General features: G+C 67.7%; 16 protein-coding genes and 1 tRNA gene. 7 read left to right on the top strand and 10 right to left on the bottom strand.

What is annotated here, in order from left to right; translation table 11 throughout:
• Positions 1 to 25: 25 nt before the first annotated feature.
• Positions 26 to 1201: a saccharopine dehydrogenase family protein gene (locus tag ACMX37_RS14680; protein WP_483146638.1), complete on the top strand. Its 1176-nt coding sequence runs from the start codon at positions 26 to 28 to the stop codon at positions 1199 to 1201.
• Between the two features lie 92 nt (positions 1202 to 1293).
• Positions 1294 to 1533, top strand: a complete 240-nt coding sequence (locus ACMX37_RS14675) for a hypothetical protein (RefSeq protein ID WP_157696482.1) — start codon at positions 1294 to 1296, stop codon at positions 1531 to 1533.
• Positions 1534 to 1608: 75 nt separating this feature from the next.
• Here ACMX37_RS14675 and ACMX37_RS14670 read toward each other — a convergent pair whose 3' ends face one another.
• The 3 genes from ACMX37_RS14670 to ACMX37_RS14660 all read right to left on the bottom strand — a co-directional run bounded on the left by ACMX37_RS14670 (position 1609) and on the right by ACMX37_RS14660 (position 7222).
• On the bottom strand, positions 1609 to 3822 hold the full coding sequence (locus tag ACMX37_RS14670) for a TonB-dependent receptor (protein ID WP_483146637.1): 2214 nt from the start codon (positions 3820 to 3822) through the stop codon (positions 1609 to 1611).
• A gap of 208 nt (positions 3823 to 4030) precedes the next feature.
• On the bottom strand, positions 4031 to 6823 hold the full coding sequence (locus ACMX37_RS14665) for a TonB-dependent receptor (protein ID WP_483146636.1): 2793 nt from the start codon (positions 6821 to 6823) through the stop codon (positions 4031 to 4033).
• A gap of 324 nt (positions 6824 to 7147) precedes the next feature.
• Positions 7148 to 7222, bottom strand: a tRNA-Gly gene (locus tag ACMX37_RS14660).
• A gap of 229 nt (positions 7223 to 7451) precedes the next feature.
• On the opposite strand from ACMX37_RS14660, the gene ACMX37_RS14655 reads away from it, so the two are divergent.
• Both ACMX37_RS14655 and ACMX37_RS14650 read left to right on the top strand, forming a co-directional pair.
• Positions 7452 to 8381 carry a tetratricopeptide repeat protein gene (locus ACMX37_RS14655; protein WP_483148422.1) on the top strand — a complete coding sequence of 310 codons (930 nt, stop codon included), beginning with the start codon at positions 7452 to 7454 and terminating at the stop codon, positions 8379 to 8381.
• Entirely contained in the window at positions 8378 to 8989 is a 612-nt protein-coding gene (locus tag ACMX37_RS14650; protein WP_483146635.1) for an LON peptidase substrate-binding domain-containing protein, read from the top strand. The genes ACMX37_RS14655 and ACMX37_RS14650 overlap by 4 nt, the downstream gene beginning before the upstream one ends.
• Before the next feature lie 16 nt (positions 8990 to 9005).
• Here ACMX37_RS14650 and ACMX37_RS14645 read toward each other — a convergent pair whose 3' ends face one another.
• The 3 genes from ACMX37_RS14645 to ACMX37_RS14635 all read right to left on the bottom strand — a co-directional run bounded on the left by ACMX37_RS14645 (position 9006) and on the right by ACMX37_RS14635 (position 12466).
• Positions 9006 to 10754: a methyl-accepting chemotaxis protein gene (locus tag ACMX37_RS14645; protein ID WP_483146634.1), complete on the bottom strand. Its 1749-nt coding sequence runs from the start codon at positions 10752 to 10754 to the stop codon at positions 9006 to 9008.
• A 106-nt stretch (positions 10755 to 10860) separates the two neighbouring features.
• Complete coding sequence (mtnP, locus tag ACMX37_RS14640; protein WP_483146633.1) at positions 10861 to 11727, bottom strand: S-methyl-5'-thioadenosine phosphorylase; 867 nt, start codon at positions 11725 to 11727, stop codon at positions 10861 to 10863.
• Positions 11728 to 11761: 34 nt separating this feature from the next.
• Positions 11762 to 12466, bottom strand: coding sequence for a glutathione S-transferase family protein (locus ACMX37_RS14635; protein ID WP_483146632.1), 705 nt, complete (start codon positions 12464 to 12466; stop codon positions 11762 to 11764).
• A 188-nt stretch (positions 12467 to 12654) separates the two neighbouring features.
• Here ACMX37_RS14635 and ACMX37_RS14630 point away from each other — a divergent pair, with 188 nt between their 5' ends.
• Genes ACMX37_RS14630 through ACMX37_RS14620 form a run of 3 tightly spaced genes read left to right on the top strand, consistent with a single transcriptional unit; the run spans position 12655 to position 16719 of the window.
• Complete coding sequence (locus tag ACMX37_RS14630) at positions 12655 to 14082, top strand: aldehyde dehydrogenase family protein (protein ID WP_483146631.1); 1428 nt, start codon at positions 12655 to 12657, stop codon at positions 14080 to 14082.
• Positions 14083 to 14086: 4 nt separating this feature from the next.
• Positions 14087 to 15433: a phosphotransferase gene (locus tag ACMX37_RS14625; protein WP_483146630.1), complete on the top strand. Its 1347-nt coding sequence runs from the start codon at positions 14087 to 14089 to the stop codon at positions 15431 to 15433.
• Complete coding sequence (locus ACMX37_RS14620) at positions 15433 to 16719, top strand: acyl-CoA dehydrogenase family protein (protein ID WP_483146629.1); 1287 nt, start codon at positions 15433 to 15435, stop codon at positions 16717 to 16719. Before ACMX37_RS14625 ends, ACMX37_RS14620 begins: the two co-directional genes overlap by 1 nt.
• 7 nt (positions 16720 to 16726) lie before the next feature.
• Here ACMX37_RS14620 and ACMX37_RS14615 read toward each other — a convergent pair whose 3' ends face one another.
• The 4 genes from ACMX37_RS14615 to ACMX37_RS14600 form a co-directional block, all read right to left on the bottom strand.
• On the bottom strand, positions 16727 to 18025 hold the full coding sequence (locus ACMX37_RS14615; RefSeq protein ID WP_483146628.1) for an APC family permease: 1299 nt from the start codon (positions 18023 to 18025) through the stop codon (positions 16727 to 16729).
• A gap of 66 nt (positions 18026 to 18091) precedes the next feature.
• Positions 18092 to 19078: a bile acid:sodium symporter family protein gene (locus ACMX37_RS14610; protein ID WP_483146627.1), complete on the bottom strand. Its 987-nt coding sequence runs from the start codon at positions 19076 to 19078 to the stop codon at positions 18092 to 18094.
• 76 nt (positions 19079 to 19154) lie between these two features.
• Positions 19155 to 19880, bottom strand: coding sequence for a sigma-70 family RNA polymerase sigma factor (locus ACMX37_RS14605; RefSeq protein WP_483146626.1), 726 nt, complete (start codon positions 19878 to 19880; stop codon positions 19155 to 19157).
• Positions 19877 to 21892: a flagellar biosynthesis protein FlhA gene (locus tag ACMX37_RS14600; protein WP_483148421.1), complete on the bottom strand. Its 2016-nt coding sequence runs from the start codon at positions 21890 to 21892 to the stop codon at positions 19877 to 19879. Before ACMX37_RS14600 ends, ACMX37_RS14605 begins: the two co-directional genes overlap by 4 nt.
• Between the last annotated feature and the right edge of the window lie 16 nt (positions 21893 to 21908).

The raw sequence follows: 21908 nt of genomic DNA, 5'->3' as shown, positions 1-21908 counted from the left end.
ACACGCCAGCCAAAGGAGATCATCCATGAGCACCCGCGAATTCGACATCATCGTCTATGGCGCCACCGGCTACACCGGGCGGCTGGTGGCGGAATATCTCGCCGGCCACTACGGCAGCCGCGAGGATGGGCCGAAGTGGGCGATGGCCGGGCGCAGCCTCGCCAAGCTCGAGGAGGTCCGCGACCTGATCGGCGCGCCGGCCTCGACGCCGCTCGTCGTCGCCAATGCCGATGACGATGCCGACCTCGAGGCGATGTGCCGGCGCACCAAGGTCGTCCTCACCACCGTCGGCCCCTACCAGCTCTATGGCGACAAGCTCGTCGCGGCCTGCGTCAAGACCGGCACCGACTATGCCGACCTGTGCGGCGAGCCGGCGTGGATGGCGGCCAAGATCGCCGAGCATCAGGCTGCCGCCGAGGCGAGCGGCGCGCGCATCTGCTTTTCGAGCGGGTTCGATTCGATCCCTTTCGATCTCGGCGTGATGATGACCCAGAAGGCCTGCGTCGAACGCTTCGGCAAGCCCGCCTCGCGCATCCGCGGCCGGGTGCGGGCGATGCAGGGCACCTTCTCGGGCGGCACCGCGGCGAGCCTCGGCGCGACCATGAAGGCCGCTGCCAAGGACATGTCGGTGATCGCGACCCTGCGGAACCCGTTCGCGCTCACCCCGGGTTTCGAGGGGCCCGACCAGCCCTCGGGCATGATCCCCTCGTATGAGGACGATCTCGGCAAGTGGTCCGCGCCCTTCGTGATGGCGCCGATCAACACCAAGAACGTGCACCGCACCAACTTCCTGCTCGGTCACCCCTACGGCACCGATTTCCAGTATGACGAGATGATGCTGACCAGCCCCGGCGAGGCGGGCAAGGCGGCGGCCAATGCGGCGCTCGAATTCATGAAGAACCCCTTCGGTGCCAAGCCCCCCAAGCCGGGCGAGGGCCCGAGCAAGGAGGAGCGCGAGAACGGCTTCTATGACGTGGTGTTCGTGGCCGACATGCCCGATGGTCAGCGGCTCCAGTATGGCGTGAAAGGCCGCTACGATCCGGGCTACGGCTCGACCAGCCGGATGCTGTCCGAGACGGGGATCGCGCTCCTCTCCTGCACCAAGCCGGGCGGCATCGGCACGCCGGGGGCCTTCCTCGGCGAGGATCTGGTCAGGCGGCTCGAGGAGCACGCCGAGCTGACCTTTGCCGTGGAAGCGTAGGACTGCGTAGCCGCGCCCGGTGCGGAACATCCGGCGGGCTCCCGACGTTAGGGCAGGTGGAGGGGCGTCGCTGCGACGAAAGGCCTGCCCCCGTGACCCTGCTCCAGATGCAAGTGCTGATCGCGCTGCTCTCCGCCGCCTCGCTGCTTTCGGCCGCGTGGCTGGTGCTCCACGCCCGCGACGTGGCGCTGCTGCTGCGCCCGGTCTTCCCGCTGGTGCCGGGCGAGGGCCGGCGGCTGGCCAGCTTTCGCGCGGTGAGCGCCGCGATCACAGTCTTCGGTTTCAGCCTCGTCGGCGAGGTGTGGATCGTGCTGCGCGCCGCGGGGTTCTAGCGCCCATGCAAAAGGGGCAGCCGGCGAACCCGACTGCCCCCTTGCGACCCTCACGCGGGCGCGATCTGAGGTGCCTTAGAAGCTCAGACGCACGCTCGCGCGGAAGTTGCGACCGATCAGCGGGACGAAGTCCTTGGTGAAGCTCGCATGGCGGCGGCCGTTGACATCGAAGATGTTGTCGGCGGCGACCAGCACGGTGACGTTGCGGTTCTGCGTGAAGGGCCGCCAGGCGACGAGCGCGTTGACCAGCGTGAAGCTGTCGGTCGGCGTCTCGAAGGCGGTCACGCGGTCCTGTTCGCCGAACCACTGCACCTCGCCCCGCACGTCGAAGGCATCGGTCTGCGCCTCCAGCGCGCCTAGCAGGGCGAGCGGCGGGATGCGCGGCACGGCGGTGCCGTCGGCGAGCTCGGCCTCGGTGTAGGAGGCGCGCAGGTCGGTCATGAGGCGGAAGCTCCCGGTGTCGACAATCGGGTAGTTGAGCTCCGCCTCGAAGCCCCAGAAGTCGGCATCCTGCTGGAGATACTGGAACACCGGCAGGTCGTCCTCCTCAGCGCCGGTATCCTCGAGGAAGATGTAGTTGTCGAACCACTGGCGGTAGGCGGTGAGGTTGAAGGTTCCCGCACCGATGCTGCCGCGGGCGAAGGCTTCGAGGCCCCACGCGCGTTCGGTGCGAAGGTCGACGTCGCCGACCTCGAAGGCCTGCGTCGCGATATGCGGACCGTCCGAGAACAGCTCCTCGGCGCTCGGCGCGCGTTCGGCGCGCGAGCCGTTGATGCCGATGCGCACACCCTCGATGCCTTCGTAGACGATGCCGAGCGCGCCCGAGAAGGTCTCGTAGTCGCGGGCGATGCCGAGGGTCTGGGCCTCGACGTCGGTGAACTCGGCGCGCGCCGCGGCCTCGATCTGGACCGGGCCGGTGCCCCACTCCTGCAGGGTGAAGACCGCGAGCTGATCGGTGAGGTTCGGCGGGACATAGGCTTCAGCCCCGACCGCGCTGAAATCGCGGTGCAGGAACTGGACGCCGGTCGCGCCGCGCAGCACGCCGGCGGCGTTCTGCACCAGTTCCGCGCGGGCTTCGATGCTGGTGCTGTCGAACACGGTGCCGACCTCGCCCGGACCCTCGAACTCGGTGTGGGTGTAGTCGGAATAGCCGAACCGCACCTTCAGCCGCTCGATCGCCCCATCGCCGAGGTAGATGTCGCCCCTAAAGTCGGCGCGGAACTGCTGGAGGTCGATGCGGACGTTTTCCTCCTCCTTCTCCTCCTCGCCGCCGTGGTCCTCGCCTTCCTCGCCGCCGTGCTCGTGCTTGAGGCCGGGGCGCTTGATGACGCCGTAATTGGTATCGTACCAGCCGATCGCGGCGCCGAAGGTGCTCTCGCCGAGGATCAGGCCGAGGCCGGCGTTGAGCGTCCAGCTCCGCATGTCGCTGTTGGGCACGAAGCCGCGCTGGTCGGCGGCCTCGCGGAACTCGGCGGCCTCCTCCGGTTCGCCGTCGGCGATCTTCTCGGCGGCCTCCTCGAGCAGCTCTTCACGCAGTTGGCGCGAGAGCTGGAAACCGCCGATGTCCATGTTGCCGGTATCGCGCCACGAGCCGTCGAGGTGGAACACCAGGTTCGACCCGATCCCGACATCGAGGCTTGCCGCGCCGGTGCGCAGGTTGGTCGCACTGTCGACCCCGGCGAAGGCATCGAGGTGGAAGGCCTCGTCCGGCATCCGGGTCGGGATGCGCTTGTCGATCACGTTGACCGCACCGCCGATCGCCTGGCTGCCGTAGAGCAGCACGGCAGGCCCGCGCAGCACCTCGATCCGCTCGATGGTGATCGGCTCGATGGTGGTGGCGTGGTCGACCGAGGTGTTCGAGACGTCCGCCGTCCCGACGCCGTCGACGAGCACGCGCACGCGCTCGCCCTGCTGGCCGCGCAGCACCGGGCGCGAGGAGCCGGGGGCGAAGCTGGTCGATGAGACGCCGGGCAGCTTGGCGAGAAGGTCGCCGATCTGGCCGTTCACCGCGTCGCGCTGCACGTCGGCGATCTCGACCACGCTGGTGCCGGCGAGCACGTCGAGCTCCTTGAGGCCGGCGGCACTCACGATGATCTCGCCCGTGGTGGCGGTCTGGCGGTTGTGGAGATCGTCCTCGGGCGGCGTGCCTCCGGTCTGCGCCGGCTGTGCCGCGGCTTGTGCGTCCGCCGCTGCGGTGTCCGCGAGCGCGGGGGTCGCGGAGACGGCAAGGCCGAGCACGGTGGCGAGGGCGAGGCGGGAGGTTGCAAGGCGGATCTTGCGGTCGGTCATGGTGTTTCCGTTGCTTTCCAGGGGTTACGTTGATGTAATAACGTATCACGCGCCTAGCGCGGCGCGCGCCGGATGCAAAGGAAAAATGGGCGGACCGCCGACGGGCGCCGACGGGCTGCGACAGGAATGCAACAATCTGCCCCGCCGCGAAAGCGAAAAGGCCCGGCCGCCATCGGGCGACCGGGCCTTTCGACGGGAGGGCCGGCGGTCAGAAGGTGATGCGCACCCCGCCCGTGTAGCGGCGGCCGAACTGTTCGAACTCGATCGTCAGGTTGTCGGTGAACGGGGTCGGCGTGCCGGTCGCGGTGAGCAGGTTGCCCGGCTCCGAGTAGCGACGGCCCGGCTGGTCGAGCAGGTTCGAGGCGTCGAAATAGATCTCGAAATTGCGGTTGAAGGCATAGCGCATCGAGAAGTCCATCTCGTCGTCCGCCGCCCAGTAGGTGTCGCCCGCGTCGGTCAGGTCGTTGGCGATGCCGTCGAGCCAGGTGCTGCGGCGCTGGTACTGGAGGCGGGCGGAGAAGCCGTATTTCTCGTAATAGCCGCCGATGTTGTAGACCACGTCCGACGTGCCCGGCAGGCGCACGGTGCGTGCGGGGATGTTGCCGAAGGCCGGCTTGGTCGCCTCGCTGTCGTTGAGCGTCAGGTTGGCGGTGATCCCGAAGCCGCCCATCCAGCCGGGCAGGCCGAGATCCTCGGTGAAGGGTTCGAGCTGGAGCTGGGCGGCCATTTCCACGCCGATGATGCGGCCCTCGCCGGCATTGGCGATGCCGCTGAAGACATAGCCCGAACGGTCGACCCCGCCGAAGTTCAGCGCATCGGAATTGAAGGTGCGCCGGTCGGTGTAGAGCACGTCGCGCACGTCGCGGTAGAACACGCCGATCGACATGAAGCCCTGCGGCATGATGTACCATTCGAGATAGCTGTCGAGGCCCCACGAACGCTCCGGCCGGATCGCCGGGTTGCCGCCCGAGATGGTCTCGTTGGCATCGTTGATCTGCACGTTGGGGCGCAGCAGGTCATAGTCGGCCCGTGCCGCGCCGGTGGTGTAGCCAATGCGGAATTTGCCGTTCTCCGAGACGTTGTAGTTCACATGGAGGCTGGGGAAGAGCAGCGTGTCGGCGCTCTCGGCGGTGATGCCGGTGGCAATGCCGCGGTTCTCGACCCGCTCGACGCGCACGCCGCCGACGATGCTGCCCCAGTCGTAGCGCAGGGTGCCCATCAGGAAACCTGCGTAGATGGTCTCGCGCACCTCGTAGTCCTCGTCGACGAGGCGGGTGAAGGGGAAGTTCGCACGCGCGGCCTCCGCCAGCGTCTCCACCCGATTGATGTCGAAGTAGCGGAAGGTGTAGCCCATCGGGATCTTGCCCTGGAACGGCAGGTCGATCGAGAAGGCGTTGTAATCGGTCGGGGCGCCAATCGTGCTGAACTGCGCCGCGGTGGTGAGCTGGATCTGCTCGTTGACCGATTGCTTGGTGCGCTGGTCGTACTGGAAACCGGCCTTGATGGTCGCGTTGCCGCCGAGGAATTCGGTGTCGTAGGCGAGGATCGCGCGCCCGGTGTAGGCGTCGGTGTCGTCGACAAGATCGGCGACGCGGAATTCGGACAGCGGCTTGGTGAAGGTGTCGATAGCGGTCACCGCCGCGCCGCGCTGGAAGCGGGTCGGCCCGGAAAGCTGGAGCGTATTGAACAGCTGGGGCGTGTTGCGCACCGGGTTGGTGAAGTCATAGGCGATGGCCGTGCGCAGGGTGCGGGTCGATGGGCTGTTGAAGCGTCCCTCGCCCACCACGGAGCGATCATCGCGCGAACGGGTGTAGTTGCCGAGCCATTCGAAGCGCAGGCCGCTGTCGCCGAAGGTGTGCTTGCCTTCGATGGTGTTGGTGAAGATCGACTGCGCGAAGTCGCGCAGGGTGGCGCGCTGGTTGATGTCGATGCCGTAGACCGTGCCGATCAGCGGGGTGTTGCCGATGCAGATATCGGCATAGCCGGTGGTGGTCGGCGTCGGATTCACGGCGACATCGCAGGGCGCATTGTTGGCGACCAGATCGCCCTGGCGGTCGTCCATGTCGAAGATGTAGTTGTCGCGCGCCTCGAAGTCGGTGAAGATCGTGTAGACCGAACGCAGCGAGATCTCGTTGTCGTCGTCCGGGCGCCAGTCGAGACGGCCCGAGACCGACCAGTTCTTGCGGGTCAGGCGGTAGAGCTTGTTCTCGGTCTCGCGCGCCCAGAAGCGGCTGCCCGCGCCCTGGCGCTGGTCCTGAGACACGCGCTCCCAGTCGATCTCGAAATTGTCGGTGATCATGTTGCGCTGGTAGTAGCTGCCCGAGACGAGCAGGCCGATCTCGCCGAGACCGCCGACATTCCAGCGGTCGGAGAGCACGAGGTTGGCTTCATATTCCTCGCGGTCGCCGAGTTCGGCGATCCCGCCGCCCGCCTTCCCGAAAGCGCGCATGCCCGGATAGTCGAAGGCCGACCGGGTGATGATGTTGACGTTACCGGCGACGGTCTCGCCCGGTATGTCCGGGGTGATCGCCTTGGAGACGATGATCTGCGAGGCGATTGCAGAGGGGATCGAATCGAAGCGCGCGTCGCGGCCCTCGGGGCTGACGACATTGATCCCGTCGAAGCTCAGCGTGGTCCAGTAGTTGGGCGCACCGCGGATCGAGATGTAGCGCGCCTGGCCCTGGTCGCGCTCGACCGCGAGGCCGGGCAGGCGGCCGGTGGCCTGGGCGATGTTCTGGTCGGGCAGGCGGCCCACCGAGTCGGCCGAGAGCACCGAGACCAGATTGTCCGAGAGGCGCTGGATGCGCAGCGCCGCGGCCTCGGATTCGGCGATCGGCCGGGTGCCGTCGACGATGATCTCGCCTTCCTCGTCGACCAGAGCGGAATTGTCCTGCGGTGCCTGCTGCTCCTGCGCGAAGGCCGCGTGAGGGATCGCGGCGACGGCGGCGAGCATGATCGCCTTGCGCGAAAGGCGAAGGTTGAGCGAGTCGGTCTTGAGCATGGGTAAGCCCCCTGTTGGCTTGTCGGATCGGGGGCGCCGCTATGGATATCGCGTGACACTTTGCTGACAGATCGACGCCAATACTTATGTCACCGATCTGCAACAATTGAAGGAACGGTCCATCTGTTCAATAAACACGCAGAATTTCGTCACTTCGTCTGTAGTGTGACAAAATGACGGCAAATGTTACACTTAATCTGGATTAAGAATCCCTCCCGAATGTTGCCATTTTGCATCGGCAGGAGGATGACGCGCGGATCGCGCGCAGGCGGCCGCGCAACGATGCGACGGTGGCCTGACCTGACAGCTATGTCGGATGATCGATGGAGCGGGCGAAGGGATTCGAACCCTCGACCCCAACCTTGGCAAGGTTGTGCTCTACCCCTGAGCTACGCCCGCTCACTGGCGCTGACAGGAACCGCCTGAGCGATCGTTCCTGCCGGAGAGGCGGCGCGATTAGCAGCGCCTTTCTGTGCCTGCAAGCGCAAAATTGTCGCCGTCGGGGGTTGATCGCGCGAGGGGGACGGGCCAGCACAGGCGGGCGCTTCACATCCGCGCAAGGCGCCCCACATTGGGGCACGGGCGCGCAGCGGCGCGCGACACAGCAGGAGCAGACAACTTGGCCAGCATGGGACTGAGCATCGAGGAACAGAAGGCGGTCGAGCGTTTCCGCAAGACGGTGGTCGATCCGTCGCAAACGAAACTCGTGATCCTCGATTTCTGGGCCGAGTGGTGCGGCCCGTGCAAGGCGCTGACCCCGGTGCTCGAGAAGGTCGCCGCCGAGTATGCCGACAAGGGCGTGGTGCTCGCCAAGATCAATGTCGACGAGGAACAGTTCATCGCCGCGCAGTTCCAGGTGCGCTCGATCCCGACGGTCTATGCGATGTTCCAGGGCCAACCGGTCGCCGACCTCACCAATGCGCGCAGCGAATCGCAGCTTAAGGGCGTGCTCGACCAGCTGCTCGCCCAGCTTCCGGTGCAGGGTGGGGCGGCCGACGGTGCCGCGCCGCAGGGCCCTTCGGCGGAAGAGCTCGCGCAGTTCGTGAAGATGGGCGAGGAGGCGCTCTCCGCGGGCGATGCCCAGCGCGCCGCGTCGATCTTCGCCCAGATCACTGAATTCGCGCCCGACAACGCGCCGGCCCATGTGGGTCTCGTGCGCGCACTGGTGCAGATGGGCGAGGTTGATCAGGCGCGGCAGGTGATGGAAGTGATCGACAGCGATCCGCGTCTTGCCGCCGATGCCGCGATTGCGCCGGCCCGCAGCGCTCTGGAGCTGGCGGGCACCCGCGTCGACGACGGCGAGCTCGCCGCGCTTCGCACCGCCGCACAGGCCGACCCGGCCGACATGGACGCGCAGTTCGCCTTTGCCGAGGCCGCCTTCGCTGCCGGCAGTCGCGACGAGGCCGCCGATACCCTCCTCGCCATGATCGCCGCCGACCGCGAATGGAACGAGGGCGCGGCGCGCGCCAAGCTGCTCAAGATCTTCGAGGCCACCGGGCTCGAAGACGAATGGGTGGTCGGCGTCCGCCGGCGCCTTTCGCGCGTATTGTTCGGATGACCAAGCGACTTGCCATCTTCCCCCTGACGGGCGCGGTGCTGTTTCCCGGGATGCAGCTGCCGCTCCACATCTTCGAGCCGCGGTATCGCGCCATGGTGGGCGATGCGCTCATTCGCGACCGGCTGATCGCGATGATCCAGCCCCAGCGTCCCGTCGAGGGCGCGCCGCTCTATCAGGTCGGCTGCGTCGGGCGGATCGGCGAGATCCAGGCGATGGACGACGGGCGCTATAACCTCATCCTCGAAGGCACCGCCCGGTTCCGGCTGGTGCGCGAGCTTGAGGTCGCCACGGCCTATCGCCAGGTCGAAGCGGACATCTATGACGAGGCCGAGGACGAGACCCTCACTCACGCCCAGCGCGGCGGGTTCGAGCGCGAGGCGCGGGCCTTCGCCGACGCCCAGGGCTATTCGGTCGACTGGGATTCGGTCGAACGGCTCGACGACCGCTCGCTGATCAACGGCGTCTCCCAGATCGCGCCCTTCGATCCGGCCAGCAAGCAGGCGCTGCTCGAGGCCGAGACGCTGGCGGATCGCTGCGAATTGCTGGTCCAGCTGATGCAGTTCTACGGTCGCCACGACGGCGGCGAGGAAATCGTCACCCTGCAATAGCGGGGGCGCGTCGGCCTCAGCCGTAGAGCCGCAGGTCGACCGGCGCGCTTTCGGCGCTCGCCGGCGCGGTGCGGGTGAACACCGCCGTGCGCTGGGTCAGCCGGGTCACTTCCTGACGCAGCAATTCGCTCGCCGCGCTCGACTGCTGCGCCATTGCGGCGTTCTGCTGGGTGTCGCGCTCAAGCGCCGAGACGGCCGCGTCGACCTCGTCGAGATGCCTCGCCTGCGCGCTCGAGGCGGCGGCGAGGTCCTCCACCCGCTGACTGACGCGGTCGATAATCGCGATCATCTCGCGCAGGGCATTGCCCGAAGACGCCACCTGCTGCGACCCGTTGGCGATGCTCTCGCCGCTCCTGGCCATCAGCTGCTGGATCGCGGTGACCGCCTCGGAGGACCGCTGCGCCAGTGCCCGCACCTCGTTGGCGACGACGATGAAGCCCTTGCCCGCCTCGCCCGCACGGGTTGCCTCGACCCCGGCATTGAGCGCGAGGATGTTGGTCTGGAAGGCGATGTTCTGGATAAGGTCGGTGATGTTCGCGACCTCGGCGAAGGAGGTCTGGATCTGCGCCATCGCCTCGATCGCGGTTTCGACGATCTGGCGGTTGCTGGTCGCGTTCTGGCGGGCCAGCGCGACCTCGGCATTGGTCTGCTGCGCCAGTTCGGAACTCGACTGGATGCCCTTGTTGGTGCGCTGGAGCGCGGCGGCGGTCTCCTCCAGCGTCGCGGCCTGGCGGGCGGTGCGTTCGGACAGGTCTGCGGCGGCCTCGTTCACCTCGCTGGCGCTGCGGTGGATTTCGTGCGCGGAGTGCACCACCGAATGGATCACGTCGCGCAGTGCCGCCTGGGCCTGGTTGAAGTCCATGCGGATGCCCTTGTAGGCCTCGGCAAAGAAACTCTCGATCGGCTCGTCGAGATTGCCGGCCGCCATCGCGCTCAGCCGCTCGCGCAGCACGCCGACGATTCGCCTGCGCTCGGCATCGGCCTCCTGCGCCTCGAGGGCGCTCTTGCGGAACACCTCGATCGCGCGGGTCATGGTGCCGATTTCGTCGCGGCTGTGGTGCTCGCGCCGCCCCGCATCGAGATCGCCGTCGGCCATGCGCTGCATCGTTTCGGCGGTGCTCGCGATCGGCACGATCACCTTGCGCCGGAGCATGACCAGCGCGCCGCCGATGGCGAGCAGCACGATCACCACCACCGCAACCAGCCCGGCGAAGATCGCCGTCAGCGTGCCGTCGGCGCTCTGTTCAAGCTCCTTCTGGCGCTCGGCCGCGCCCTTGACGAGCGCGTCGATCCGGTCGCGATGCCGCACATAGACCGCATCGAGCGCAGCCAGCGCGCGCGCCTTGGCATCCACGTCGCCGGCCCGAGCCGCCGGGATCAGGCGGTCGTCGACGATCTGCCAGAAGGCGGCGCCGTCCTCCGCGACCGTGGCGGCGATGCCGGCCTTGAGTGCGGGATCGAGATCGGACTCCGCCCAGTGATCGGCACGCTCGCGCCACTGCCGTTCGAGCACCTCCAGCTTGGCCGCGAGATTTTCGACCTGGTCCGGCGCCCGGGCGACCAGATTGGTGACCAGATAGGCTTCGACCAGATAGGCGGGCGGCGGCAGGATGTCGGCGTTGAACTCGTGCAGCTGCTGGTTGACGCGGTGGATCTCGCCCCCGAAGCGGACGGTGTTGATCCCGTAGGCACTGAAAAGGATTGCGAAGGCGAGGATGCCGAGCAGCGCGAGGCCGCCCCTCTGGCTCGTGTGCTGGATGCTCATGGACGGGCGGCCCGGTTGTTCCTTGCAGGGAGTTTCGACGCGTGACTCGTCGCCCTGTTAACCGGAAAGGATTGAGGAGGCCGCGCCCCGCTCTCCGTGAAAAGCCCTAGCCGAACAACCGCCCCGCCACCGCGTCGAGCTTCGCCATCAGTGCCGGGTCGTGCTCGTCGGGCGCGGTGATCACGGCATCGTCCAATGCGGTGTCGATCGGGGAGGGCTCGCGCGCCTCGGGCAGGGCGGCGATGAAGTTCTTCACCATCGCCCGGGCGAGCGCGCCGTTGGCCTGCATCTGGTGGACGACCTCGGCCACATCCACCGCCTCGCCGTCGCGCCAGCAATCATAGTCGGTGACCATGCCGACGAGGGCGTAAGGCAGCTCCGCCTCGCGGGCGAGCTTGGCCTCGGGCATGGCGGTCATGCCGATGACGTCCGCGCCCCATTGGCGGTACATCCGGCTTTCGGCGCGGGTCGAGAACTGCGGGCCTTCCATGGCGAGATAGGTCGCTCCCACCGCGACCTTGCCCTTGGCGGCGGCGATGGCCTTCGCTGCCATGTCGGACAGGCGCGGGCAGACCGGGTCCGCCATCGAGACGTGGGTGACGAAGCCGCTGGTGAAGAAGGTGCTGGGGCGCGCCACGGTGCGGTCGATGAACTGTTCGACCACGGCAAAGCGCCCCGGCTCGAGCTCCTCGCGCAGGGAGCCCACCGCGCTGATCGCGAGGATATCGGTGCAGCCGGCGCGCTTCAGCGCATCGATGTTGGCGCGGGCGTTCAGTTCGGTCGGGCTGATCGGGTGGCCGCGCCCGTGGCGGGGGAGGAAGCGCACCTTCACCCCGCCGAGTGTCCCGCACAGGATCTCGTCCGATGGATCGCCCCACGGGGTCTCGATCGCGATCCACTGCGCGTCCTCGATGCCGTCGATGGCATAGAGGCCCGATCCGCCGATGATCCCGATGCACCATTCGCTGGCCATGCGTGGCTCTACCCTCTCTTGCTCCCTCAGGGCCTTAGGTCAGGTCGAAGCGGCTGGGCAAGGCCTTGCGGATGATCCTGTCCGCAGCCTGGTAGGGCCCGGCGATCTCGGGGAGCGCGAACATCGCGGCGAAATGGCGTTCGAGCGCGGGCCAGCGGCCGAGCGGCATCTCCGCGACCAGCGCGATCTGGAGCATGACGTGGGCGACGGTGATGTCGGCGATCGACAGCGCATCGCCGGCGAAGAACGCCGCGCCCGAAAGCCGCGTCTCGAGCACGTCAAACAGCGGCGGCATCTGCTTGGCCCAGGTCTCGCGCGCCTTGTCGAGCCCCGGCTCCTCGCCCTTGGAGACCGCGAAGAAGATCGGCCGGAAGATGCCGAGGCCGCCCGCCATCGCCAGCGATGTGTCGGCGAATTCCTCGATGAACAGCGCCTCGCCATAGGCCATGGGCTCTGCCGGATAGAGCGCCGGTTCGGGGTGCTTCTTCTCGATATAGGCGCAGATTGCCGAGGAATCGGGGATCGTCCCCCCGCTGCCCTGCTCGGCCACGCTGCGGTCGCGCAGCACCGGGATGCGCTTCATCGGCGAGATGTCGACGAACCATTCGGGCGGCGAGAAGACATTCACCGCCTCGACCTCGTGGGGGACGCCCTTGAGCAGGCACAGGCTCGCCACCTTGCGCACGAAGGGCGAAACGGGGCTGCCGTAGATCACCAGATCGGGGCGGGGGTCGGTCATGCGCGTCGGCTCCTCTCGTCGGTCTCCGGCCGCTTCCATAAGCGAGGCTGCGAATAGCGCAATCGTCAGGTGATCGCGCGCGGGCCGGTCGCTAGGCTGGGCGGCAAAGCAGCGATTGCGTTTTCGGATGCAACGCGCCAACCTTGGGCGAGAGAGACGAGTCCCCCATTCGTTAGAGAGGAACGAACATGGTCACCCAGTACAAGAACCTCATCGGCGGCGAGATGATCGCGACCGACCGCTGGCTCGATGTCGTCAACCCCGCCACCGAGCAGGTGATCGGGCAGGTCCCGGCCTGCGGCAAGGCGGAGCTCGACAAGGCCGTCGCCGCCGCGCGCGCCGCATTCAAGACCTGGAAGAACACCCCGATCGAGGAACGCCGCGCCGCGATCATGGCGATCTCGGGCGCGATCAAGGCCAATGCCGAGGAGCTCTACCGCCTGCTGACCAGCGAGCAGGGCAAGCCCCACGACCAGGCCCGCGGCGAGATCTATGGCGCGGCCGGGATGGCGGCGGCGCAATCGACGCTGAGCCTCGACGAGGAGATCGTGCAGGACGACGACACCCGCCTCCACCGCGTGCGCCGCGTGCCGGTGGGCGTGGTCGGCGGGATCGTGCCGTGGAACTTCCCGGTGATGATGGCGATCCAGAAGATCGTCCCCGCGATGCTCTCGGGCTGCACCATCGTCCTGAAGCCCTCGCCCTTCACCCCGCTCACCACCCTGAAGATCGCCGAGCTGATCGCCGGCGTGGTGCCCGCCGGTGTGGTCAACATCATCACCGGCGAGGACGACCTCGGCCCGATGATCACCAGCCACCCGGACATCGACAAGATCACCTTCACCGGCTCGACCGCGACGGGGAAGAAAATCATGGAGGGCGCCTCGGCCGACCTCAAGCGCATCACGCTCGAACTGGGCGGCAACGATGCCTCGATCGTGCTCCCCGATGCCGATCCCAAGAAGGTCGCCGAGCAGCTGTTCTGGTCGAGCTTCTCGAACGCCGGGCAGATCTGCGTCGCGGCCAAGCGCGTCTATATCCACGAGGACATCTACGATGAACTCAGCGCCGCCATCGTCGAATACGCCAAGACCGTGAAGGTCGGCGACGGCAGCGAGCAGGGCACGGGCGTCGGCCCGATCCAGAACAAAAAGCAGTATGAGCGCGTGCTCGAGCTGATCGAGGATGCGAAGTCGAACGGCTACAAGTTCCTGCTGGGCGGCAACGTTGACCCCTCGGGCACCGGCTACTTCGTGCCGCTGACCATTCTCGACAACCCGCCCGAGGATGCGCGGATCGTGGCCGAGGAGCAGTTCGGCCCGGTGATGCCGCTGATGAAGTTCTCCACCGAGGAGGAGGTCATCAGCCGCGCAAACAATTCCGAATACGGCCTCGCCGGCGCGGTGTGGACCGGCAATCCCGAGAAGGGCGTGGAGATCGCCGAGCAGCTCGAAACCGGCACGGTGTGGATCAACGAATACCTCCACCTCTCGCCCTTCGCGCCCTTCGGCGGGCACAAGCAGTCGGGCTTCGGGGCCGAATACGGCAAGGAAGGCCTCAAGGAGTTCACCTACGCGCAGGTGATCACCGTGAAGAAGGACAACGTCCCCGCCTGAGCCTGTGGGGATCGGCGTTGACGATCTGAGCGCCGGGCTGGCGCGGGTGTGTGCCCGCGCCGGTCTCGGCGCTTTGTCTTTGGCGCCGCAGCGCCTGACGGGCGGGGCGGTGATGGAAAGCTGGCGCTTTTCGGCTGGCGGTTCCGATTACGTCCTGCGCCGCGCGCCGAGCCTCGCCTTCATGGAGGGGCGGCCCTATGGCCACGCCACCGAGGCCGCGCTGATCGAGGCGGCCCGCGCCAAGGGCGTCACCGCGCCGGAGGTGGTGGCGGTACTTGAGGAGGGCGACGGGCTAGGCTCGGGCTTCTTGATGCGCGCCCTGCCGGGGACGGCTGATCCCAAGGTCATTCTCGCCTGCAACGATCCCGACGGGCTGCTGCGAGTCATCGCCCGCGACCTCGCCCGCATCCATCGCTTGCGGCAGGCCGACGTGCCCGCAGGCGTGCCGGTGATGGACTACCGCGCCGCCATCGCCGACCTCAAGGAGCAGTTCATGACTGCGGGCGGTGATCGCCCGATCATCGCGCTCGGCCTCAAATGGCTCGAGGACAACTGCCCCCCGCCCGTCGAGCCCGTCCTCAACCATGGCGATTACCGCATGGGCAACCTGCTGGTCGAAGGCTCGCGCCTGACCGGCGTGCTCGACTGGGAGATCGCCCATTTCGGCGACCGCCACGAAGACCTTGCCTTCGGCTGCATGGCCGTGTGGCGCTTCGCCCGCTACGACCGCCCCGCGCTGGGGCTGGGGAGCATCGACGACTACATCGCCGCCTACGAGGTCGAGGCGGGCGTCACAATTGATCCCGCAAGGTTCCGCTTCTGGACCATCTACCGCACCGTCTGGTGGGCCTTGGGTTGCCTCAAGATGGCCGCACAGTGGCGCAGCGGCGCGGACCGGATGCTCGAACGCGCGGTGATCTCGCGCCGGACCAGCGAGCAGGAACTCGACCTGCTGTTACTGCTCGAAAAGGATGCGCCGGAGGAGGAGCGGGCGCGGCCGGTTGTCCTGGAAACCCGGCCCGCGCCCAGGGGCGAGGCGACCGACGGCGAACTCGCGCAGGCGATCTTCGAGTGGCTCGGCAGCGTCAAGGACCGCTTCGAGGGGCATGACCGCTTTCAATACGCTGTCGCCCGCAATGCCTTGGGCATGATTGCGCGCTTCTCCCTTGGCTCGATCCCGGCGACCGAGAACCCTGCCCTCGCCACCCGGATGCTGGCCGGGGAGACAAGCCTTGCCGATCAACAGGTGCTGGCGGAATTGCGAGGCGCGATACTCGCGGCCGTCGCGCAGGATGTGCCGAAATATCCCGCGCTGGCCCAAGCGCGAAGAAAATGGACCGGAGAGAACTAATGGACTTCGCCATCCCCGCCGACCTTCAGGCCTATCTCGACGAGCTCGACGCCTTCATCGCCGCCGAGATCAAGCCTCTGGAGCAGCAGGATGACAACATCCGCTTCTTTGACCACCGCCGCGAGCACGCGCGCACCGACTGGGAGCGCGGCGGGCTGCCCCGGCACGAGTGGGAGGAGCTTCTGAAGGAGGCCACCCGCCGCGCCGACAAGGCCGGGCATTGGCGCTTCTCCGCGCCCAAGCGCTATGGCGGCAAGGACGGCAGCAACCTGTGGATGGCGGTGATCCGCGAGCACTTCGCGCGCCAGGGCTTGGGCTTGCACAACGACTTGCAGAACGAGCACTCGATCGTCGGCAACTTCCCCTTCGTCGCCATGTTCGACCAGTGGGGCACCGAGGAGCAGAAGCAGGAGTTCATCCTCGGCGGCTTCGAGCGCACCCGGCGCGTCGCTTTCGGGCTGACCGAACCGCACCACGGCTCCGACGCCACCCATATGGAAACCCATGCCGTGCGGGAGACCCGTGACGGGGTCGACGGCTGGCTGATCAACGGCGAGAAGATGTGGATCACCGGCATGCACGTCGCCACCCACTGCGCGATGTTCGCGCGGACGGCGGGCAAGGCGGGGGACGCGAGCGGGATCACCTGCTTCCTCGTCCCCAACCCCACGCCCGGCCTCGAGATCGACGAATGGATGTGGACCTTCAACATGCCCACCGACCACCCGCGCCTCAGCGTCACCAACGTCTGGGTGCCCGACAGCGCGATCCTCGGCGTGGAGGGCCGGGGGCTGGCGCTCGCGCAGAGCTTCGTCCACCAGAACCGTATCCGGCAGGCGGCGAGCTCCTGCGGGGCGGCGCTCTACTGCATCGACGAGAGCGTGAAATATGCCCGCGAGCGCAAGCCCTTCGGCGAGGAGCTGGCGAGGAACCAAGCGATCCAGTTCCCGCTGGTGGAGCTTGCGACGCAGGCCGAGATGCTGCGCCTCCTCATCTTCAAGACCGCGTGGGAGATGGACAACATGCCCCATGAGCAGATCGAGAAGACCATCTCCGACAAGGTCTCGATGTGCAATTACTGGGCGAACCGGCTGGTCTGCGAGGCGGCGGACCGGGCGATGCAGGTCCACGGCGGCATCGGCTATTCGCGGCACAAGCCCTTCGAGCACATCTATCGGCATCACCGCCGGTATCGCATCACCGAGGGCTCGGAGGAGATCCAGATGCGAAAAGTGGGGGCTTACCTGTTCGGCTACCTCGGGCCGAAGCGGGGGATGTTCTCCTGAAGCGCGGCTAGTCGAATTCGGGCTCGGGGACGAATGTCTCGTCGCGCCGGGCGACGAAATACAGCCCCGTGCCGAGCACGACCAGTGCGCCGAGCAAGCCGAACGCCGCGAGGTTCGCTTGCGCCGACGCGAAGATGGCGAAGGACGCGGCGATCGCGATGCACAGATACCAGCCCGGCCCCACGCCGACCGGGTGGCCTTCCTGCCCCCTGCGCCGCAACACGATGAAGGCACCGAGCGCGCTCAGCGTGATGATCTGGGAGGCAAGGCCCATGACCTCGGCCAGGAAGGCAAAGCCTCCGGTAAGCGAGAGCAGCACGATCAGCCCGGAGAACAGGTAGATGGCCCGGTCAGGCACTTCGCTGTGCGGCGCGAGGTGCGCGAAGGTGGCGGGAAGCAGGCCGCGCCGCGCCATCCCGTAAAGCACGCGGGGGCCTGCCATGTACATCGAGTGCTGGTTCGTCGCGATCGAGAAAATCGCCGCGAGCGCCATCAGCAGGCTGCCCGTGTCGCCGAGCAAAGCACCGCCCATCGCGGCTAGAGGGGTACCTCCATCGCCCACCTCTGGTGCCACGGCGTTGAAGGCAAACTGCACGAACATGTAGAGCGCAATGGTGCTGGCGAGCGAGACGATGATCGAACGCGGGATGGTGCGCCGCGGGTTGGCGACCTCGCCCGCCGCGTAAGTGTTCGAGAACCCGCCCGAAAAGGCGTAGTAGACGAGCAGCGCAGTGCCCTCCACCGCGCCGAACGTCGGCATCGTGAACTCGGCTACGATGCCCGCCTTGGCATAGCCGACGACGCAAACCAGCAGGATGGGGCAAAGCTTGAGCGCCGTGCCCACCAGCAGCCCGCCCACCGCTGCCTTCATCCCGAGGATGTTGATCCAGGTGAGCAGACCGATCAGCGCCAGGACCGTCAGGGTATGGATCTGCGGTTCCTCGAAGAACGGGAAAATCGCCGCAAGATAGGTCACGAGCACATGAAAATTCGCCGCGCGCGAGGCGATGACGGCGCAAAGCAGCAACCAGCCGATCTGGAACCCCGGCCCGTCACCGAAGGCGGCCTGCGCGTAGAGCTGCGGCCCGCCCGATTGGCGAAACATCGAAGCCAGCTGGGCGATCACCAGCGCCGAGCATCCCACCAGCGATCCCACCAGCAGGATCATCCACGGCGCGAAGTTGCCGAGCGCGCTGTAAAGAATCGCGGGCATGGCGAAGATGCCTGCACCGATCATGCCGTTGACGTTCATCAGTGCCGAGGCGAGCGGCCCGACGACGCGTGGCGGCGCCGCTGTGTTTGCCATGATATTGCCCCCGACATCGCCCCCCGCGATGTCCCCGGGTCCAGCATCGCAGCAATCTTTTCCATGTCAATCGCGCGTGCCGGACCGCTCCGGAGCCCGCCGCCGCCACCGCCCCGCGAGCAGGCTCCCGATCACCACGTGCCACACCGCCGAAATCGCCGCCGGGACGGGGGCGAGGGCGGCCTGCGCCACGTCCGCGAACTGCGCGGCGAAGGCGGGGGTCTTTGCCAGCCCTGAGCCGAGGCCCGAATTCTGCATCCCCACCTCGATGCTGATCGTCCGCGCCTCGACCTCGCCCAGCTTCAGCACCCGCGCCAGCAGGTAGCCGAGCGCGAAACCCAGCGCGTGGAGCAGGAAGGTCGCCAGCAAGAGCACGCCCGCATTGGCGATGATCTGCGCCTTCGACCCGCCGACGATCCCGCCCACGATCAGGATCACGAGCACGATGGCGACCAGCGGCAGCACCGCGTTCACCCGCGCCGCGGCGCGTGGGAACAGGCGGTTGAGGAGCGTCCCCGCCACCACCGGCACCAGCACGATGCTCACCATCTGGACCAGCAGGTTGAACCGGTCGATCTGCACGTAGGCTCCGGCCAGCCACCCTGTCAGCAGCGGTGTCAGCACCACCGCGGCGAGCGTCGAGGCCATGGTCATCGCCACCGACAGCGCCACGTGCCCGCGCGCGATATAGGTGACGATGTTCGACGCGGTGCCCCCCGGGCAGCACGCGACGAGGATCAACCCCACCGCCAGCCCCGGCTCCAGCCCCAGCCCCTTCGCCACGACGAAGCCCGCCACCGGCATCACTGTGAATTGCAGCGCCACGCCTGCCAGCAGCGCGCGCGGCATCGCTGCGAGCGCCCGGTAATCCTCGAAGGTCAGCGTCAGCCCCATTGCCAGCATGATCACCCCGAGCGCGAGCGAAAGCAGCGGCTGCCCGGCGAAGCGGATGCTCCCGTCGGTCATCCAGGTGAAGGCGGGCGGGAAAAACCACGCCAGCGCCACGCCCGCCAGCGTCAGGATGGCGAAATTGTTCGTGATCGTGCGCAGCATGGCCCGGCGGTTCCCCCTCGGCGATGCCCTAGCATCATCGAAGGCCCTCGCCAGCCCCGCTATCCGCACCGGGGCGTCAGGCCGCCTCGAGCAGCGCGCGCAGGTCCTTCAGCGCCTTGGCCCTGAGCTGGTGGACGCGCGGCACGCTGACCTCCAGCACGGCGGCGATCTCGGTGAGGTTCAATTCCTCGACGAAGAACAGTTGCAGCACCAGTTTCAGCCGGTCGGGGAGCCTCACCATCGCCGCGATCAGCCGCTCGCGATCTTCCGCCTCGCACAGCGCCTCGAAGGGGTCGGGATCGTCGCTGGCGAAGGCGAGGTTGCTTTCGTCATAGGCGTCCTCGATCGGGGTGAGCTTGACCCCCGAGGCCTCGATCGCGAGCAGTTCGGCGTCCGAAATGTCGAGCCTTTCGGCCAGTTCCGCACGACTTGGCTCGCGGCCCAGTGACCCGCGAAGCGAAGCGAGCGCCCGCTCGTAGGCCGATCTCTTTGCCCGCGCGGTGCGGCTGTCGTGGGCAGTGCGGCGCACCTCGTCGAGCATCGCGCCGCGCACCCTGATCTTGGCATAGGCGGCAAAGCCGTCCTCGGTCGGCCCGGCATGGCGCTGGGCGCATTCGGTGAGCGCGAGGATGCCGGCCTGCACCAGATCCTCGATCTCCAGACCTTCCCGGCCTCGCCCGTTGATGTGCCAGGCGGTGCGGCGCACCAGCGGGAGGAAGCGGCGCACCCGGTCCTCCACCTCGGCGCGCGACGGCGCGTAGGGCTGGACAAGAGCCCCGAAAGCGGCGTGATCGTGCTTCATGCGGCAAGCCCCTCGGGGGCGGCGAGGACGGGGGGCTCGCCGCCCGCGCCGATGGTGCCGACCACGGCGATCGGCTGGCTGGCAGGCAGTTCGGCGATCGAGAGCACGAGGCAGCGGGGCGCGCGCAGCTTGAGCATCGCGGCGAGCGCGCGGCGCGCGGGGGGCTGTACGATCAGCGCCAGCGCGCCGCCCTCGGCATCGGTGATGGCGTTGATCTCGCGCAGGATCATCGCCCCGCAATCGGGCTCGATCAGCGGCTGACCGGTGGCAGGATCGAGCATCCCGCCGAGGATCGCCGCCTCCAGCCCCGCATCGAGCGTGACGACCTTGAGCGGCTCGTCCGGCCCGGCGATGCGCGCCACCAGTCGCCCCGAGAGGTCGGCGCGCACGGCGTCGATCACCGCGTCGAAATCGCTGGTCTTCTGCAAGGCCAGCGCGAGCGCGGTGAACAGCGGCTGGGGGTGGGCGAGCCCGATCCCGTCGGCCATCAGCGCGCGCAGGGTGCGGGTCAGCGCGGCGAGGGGGAGCGGGTCGGGATGCACCGCCTCGACCAGTGCGGGGGCGCGGGTCTTCAGCCCGTCCACCCATTCACGCACCTCGTCAGGGCCCAGGAGCTGGTGCGCCTCGGCAAGCAGCGCCTGATTGGCGTGGGTGGCGATGACGGTGGCGGGATCGACCACGAGGAAGCCCTCGGCCACGGCATGGTCGCGCGCGGCGGGGGCGATCCACAGGGCGGGGCAATCGAAGGAGGGGTCGCGGGTCGGCTCGCCGGTGAGCCCGTGCCCGGGGCGTACGTCGCCCGCGTCGATGGCGAGCAGCTTGCCGGGGCGCACGCTGCCGCGGGCGATGCTCACCCCGCCCATCAGCACGGCATAGTCCTGCGCCGCCAGATCGAGCGAATCGCGGATCCGGAACTGCGGCAGCACGAAGCCGAGATCACGCGAGAGCTGCTTCCTGATCCCGGTGATGCGGGTGACGAGGGGCGCTCCCTGACTTGCATCGACCAGACCGACGAGGCCGTAGCCGAGCTCGATCGTCACCAGCGTGCTGTCGGCCACATCGGCCAGAGCGATGTGATCGGGGGCGACCTCCTCGGCGGCCTCGATCACCGGCTGCGGCGCGGCGGCACGGCGTTTCAAGTGCCACCAGATCGCGGCAGCGATGGCTGCGCCGGGGAGGAAGAAGGCCTGCGGCATGGCCGGCACGAGACCCACCGCGCCGAGGATCAGCGCCACCGGCAGCCAGCCGCGCGGGTCGGCGAACTGGCCGCCGATCTGACCTGCAAGATCGCGCTGGTCGCTCACTCGCGTGACGATCGCCGCCGCCGCAATCGAGAGCAGTAGCGCGGGCACCTGCGCCACCAGCGCATCGCCGACGGCAAGTGTCACATAGGCCTCGCCCGCCTCGGTGGCACTAAGACCGTGGGAGATCATCCCGATAGCGAAGCCCGCGACGATATTGACCCCGAGGATCAGCAGCGCCGCCATCGCATCGCCCTTCACGAACTTGCTCGCACCATCCATCGAGCCGTAGAAATCGGCCTCGACGGTCACCTCGCGGCGGCGCTCGCGCGCTTCGTCGGCGGTGACGAGCCCGGCGGCGATGTCGGCGTCGATCGCCATCTGCTTGCCCGGCAGCGCATCGAGCACGAAGCGCGCCGAGACTTCCGAGACGCGGCCCGCGCCCTTGGTGATGACGATCATGTTGATGATCATCAGGATCGCGAAGACGAACAGGCCGACGACGAAATTGCCGCCCACCAGGAAGGCGGCGAAGCTCTCGATCACGTGGCCTGCCGCAGCCCCGCCCTCGTGGCCGTGGACCAGCACGACGCGAGTCGAGGCGACGTTGAGCGCGAGCCGCAGCAGGGTCGCGAACAGCAGCACGCTCGGGAAGCTCGAGAAATCGAGCGGACGGCGGGCGTTCAGCGCGACCATCAGCACGGCGATGGAAATGGCGATGTTGAGCACGAAGAAGATGTCAAGCAGCAGCGCCGGGATCGGCAGCACCATCAGCGCCAGCAGCGCG

Source organism: Porphyrobacter sp. THAI-01a (genome assembly GCF_056868655.1).
Note: the sequence above shows the minus strand (reverse complement) of the source record. Positions and strands in the feature narration are given on the sequence as shown.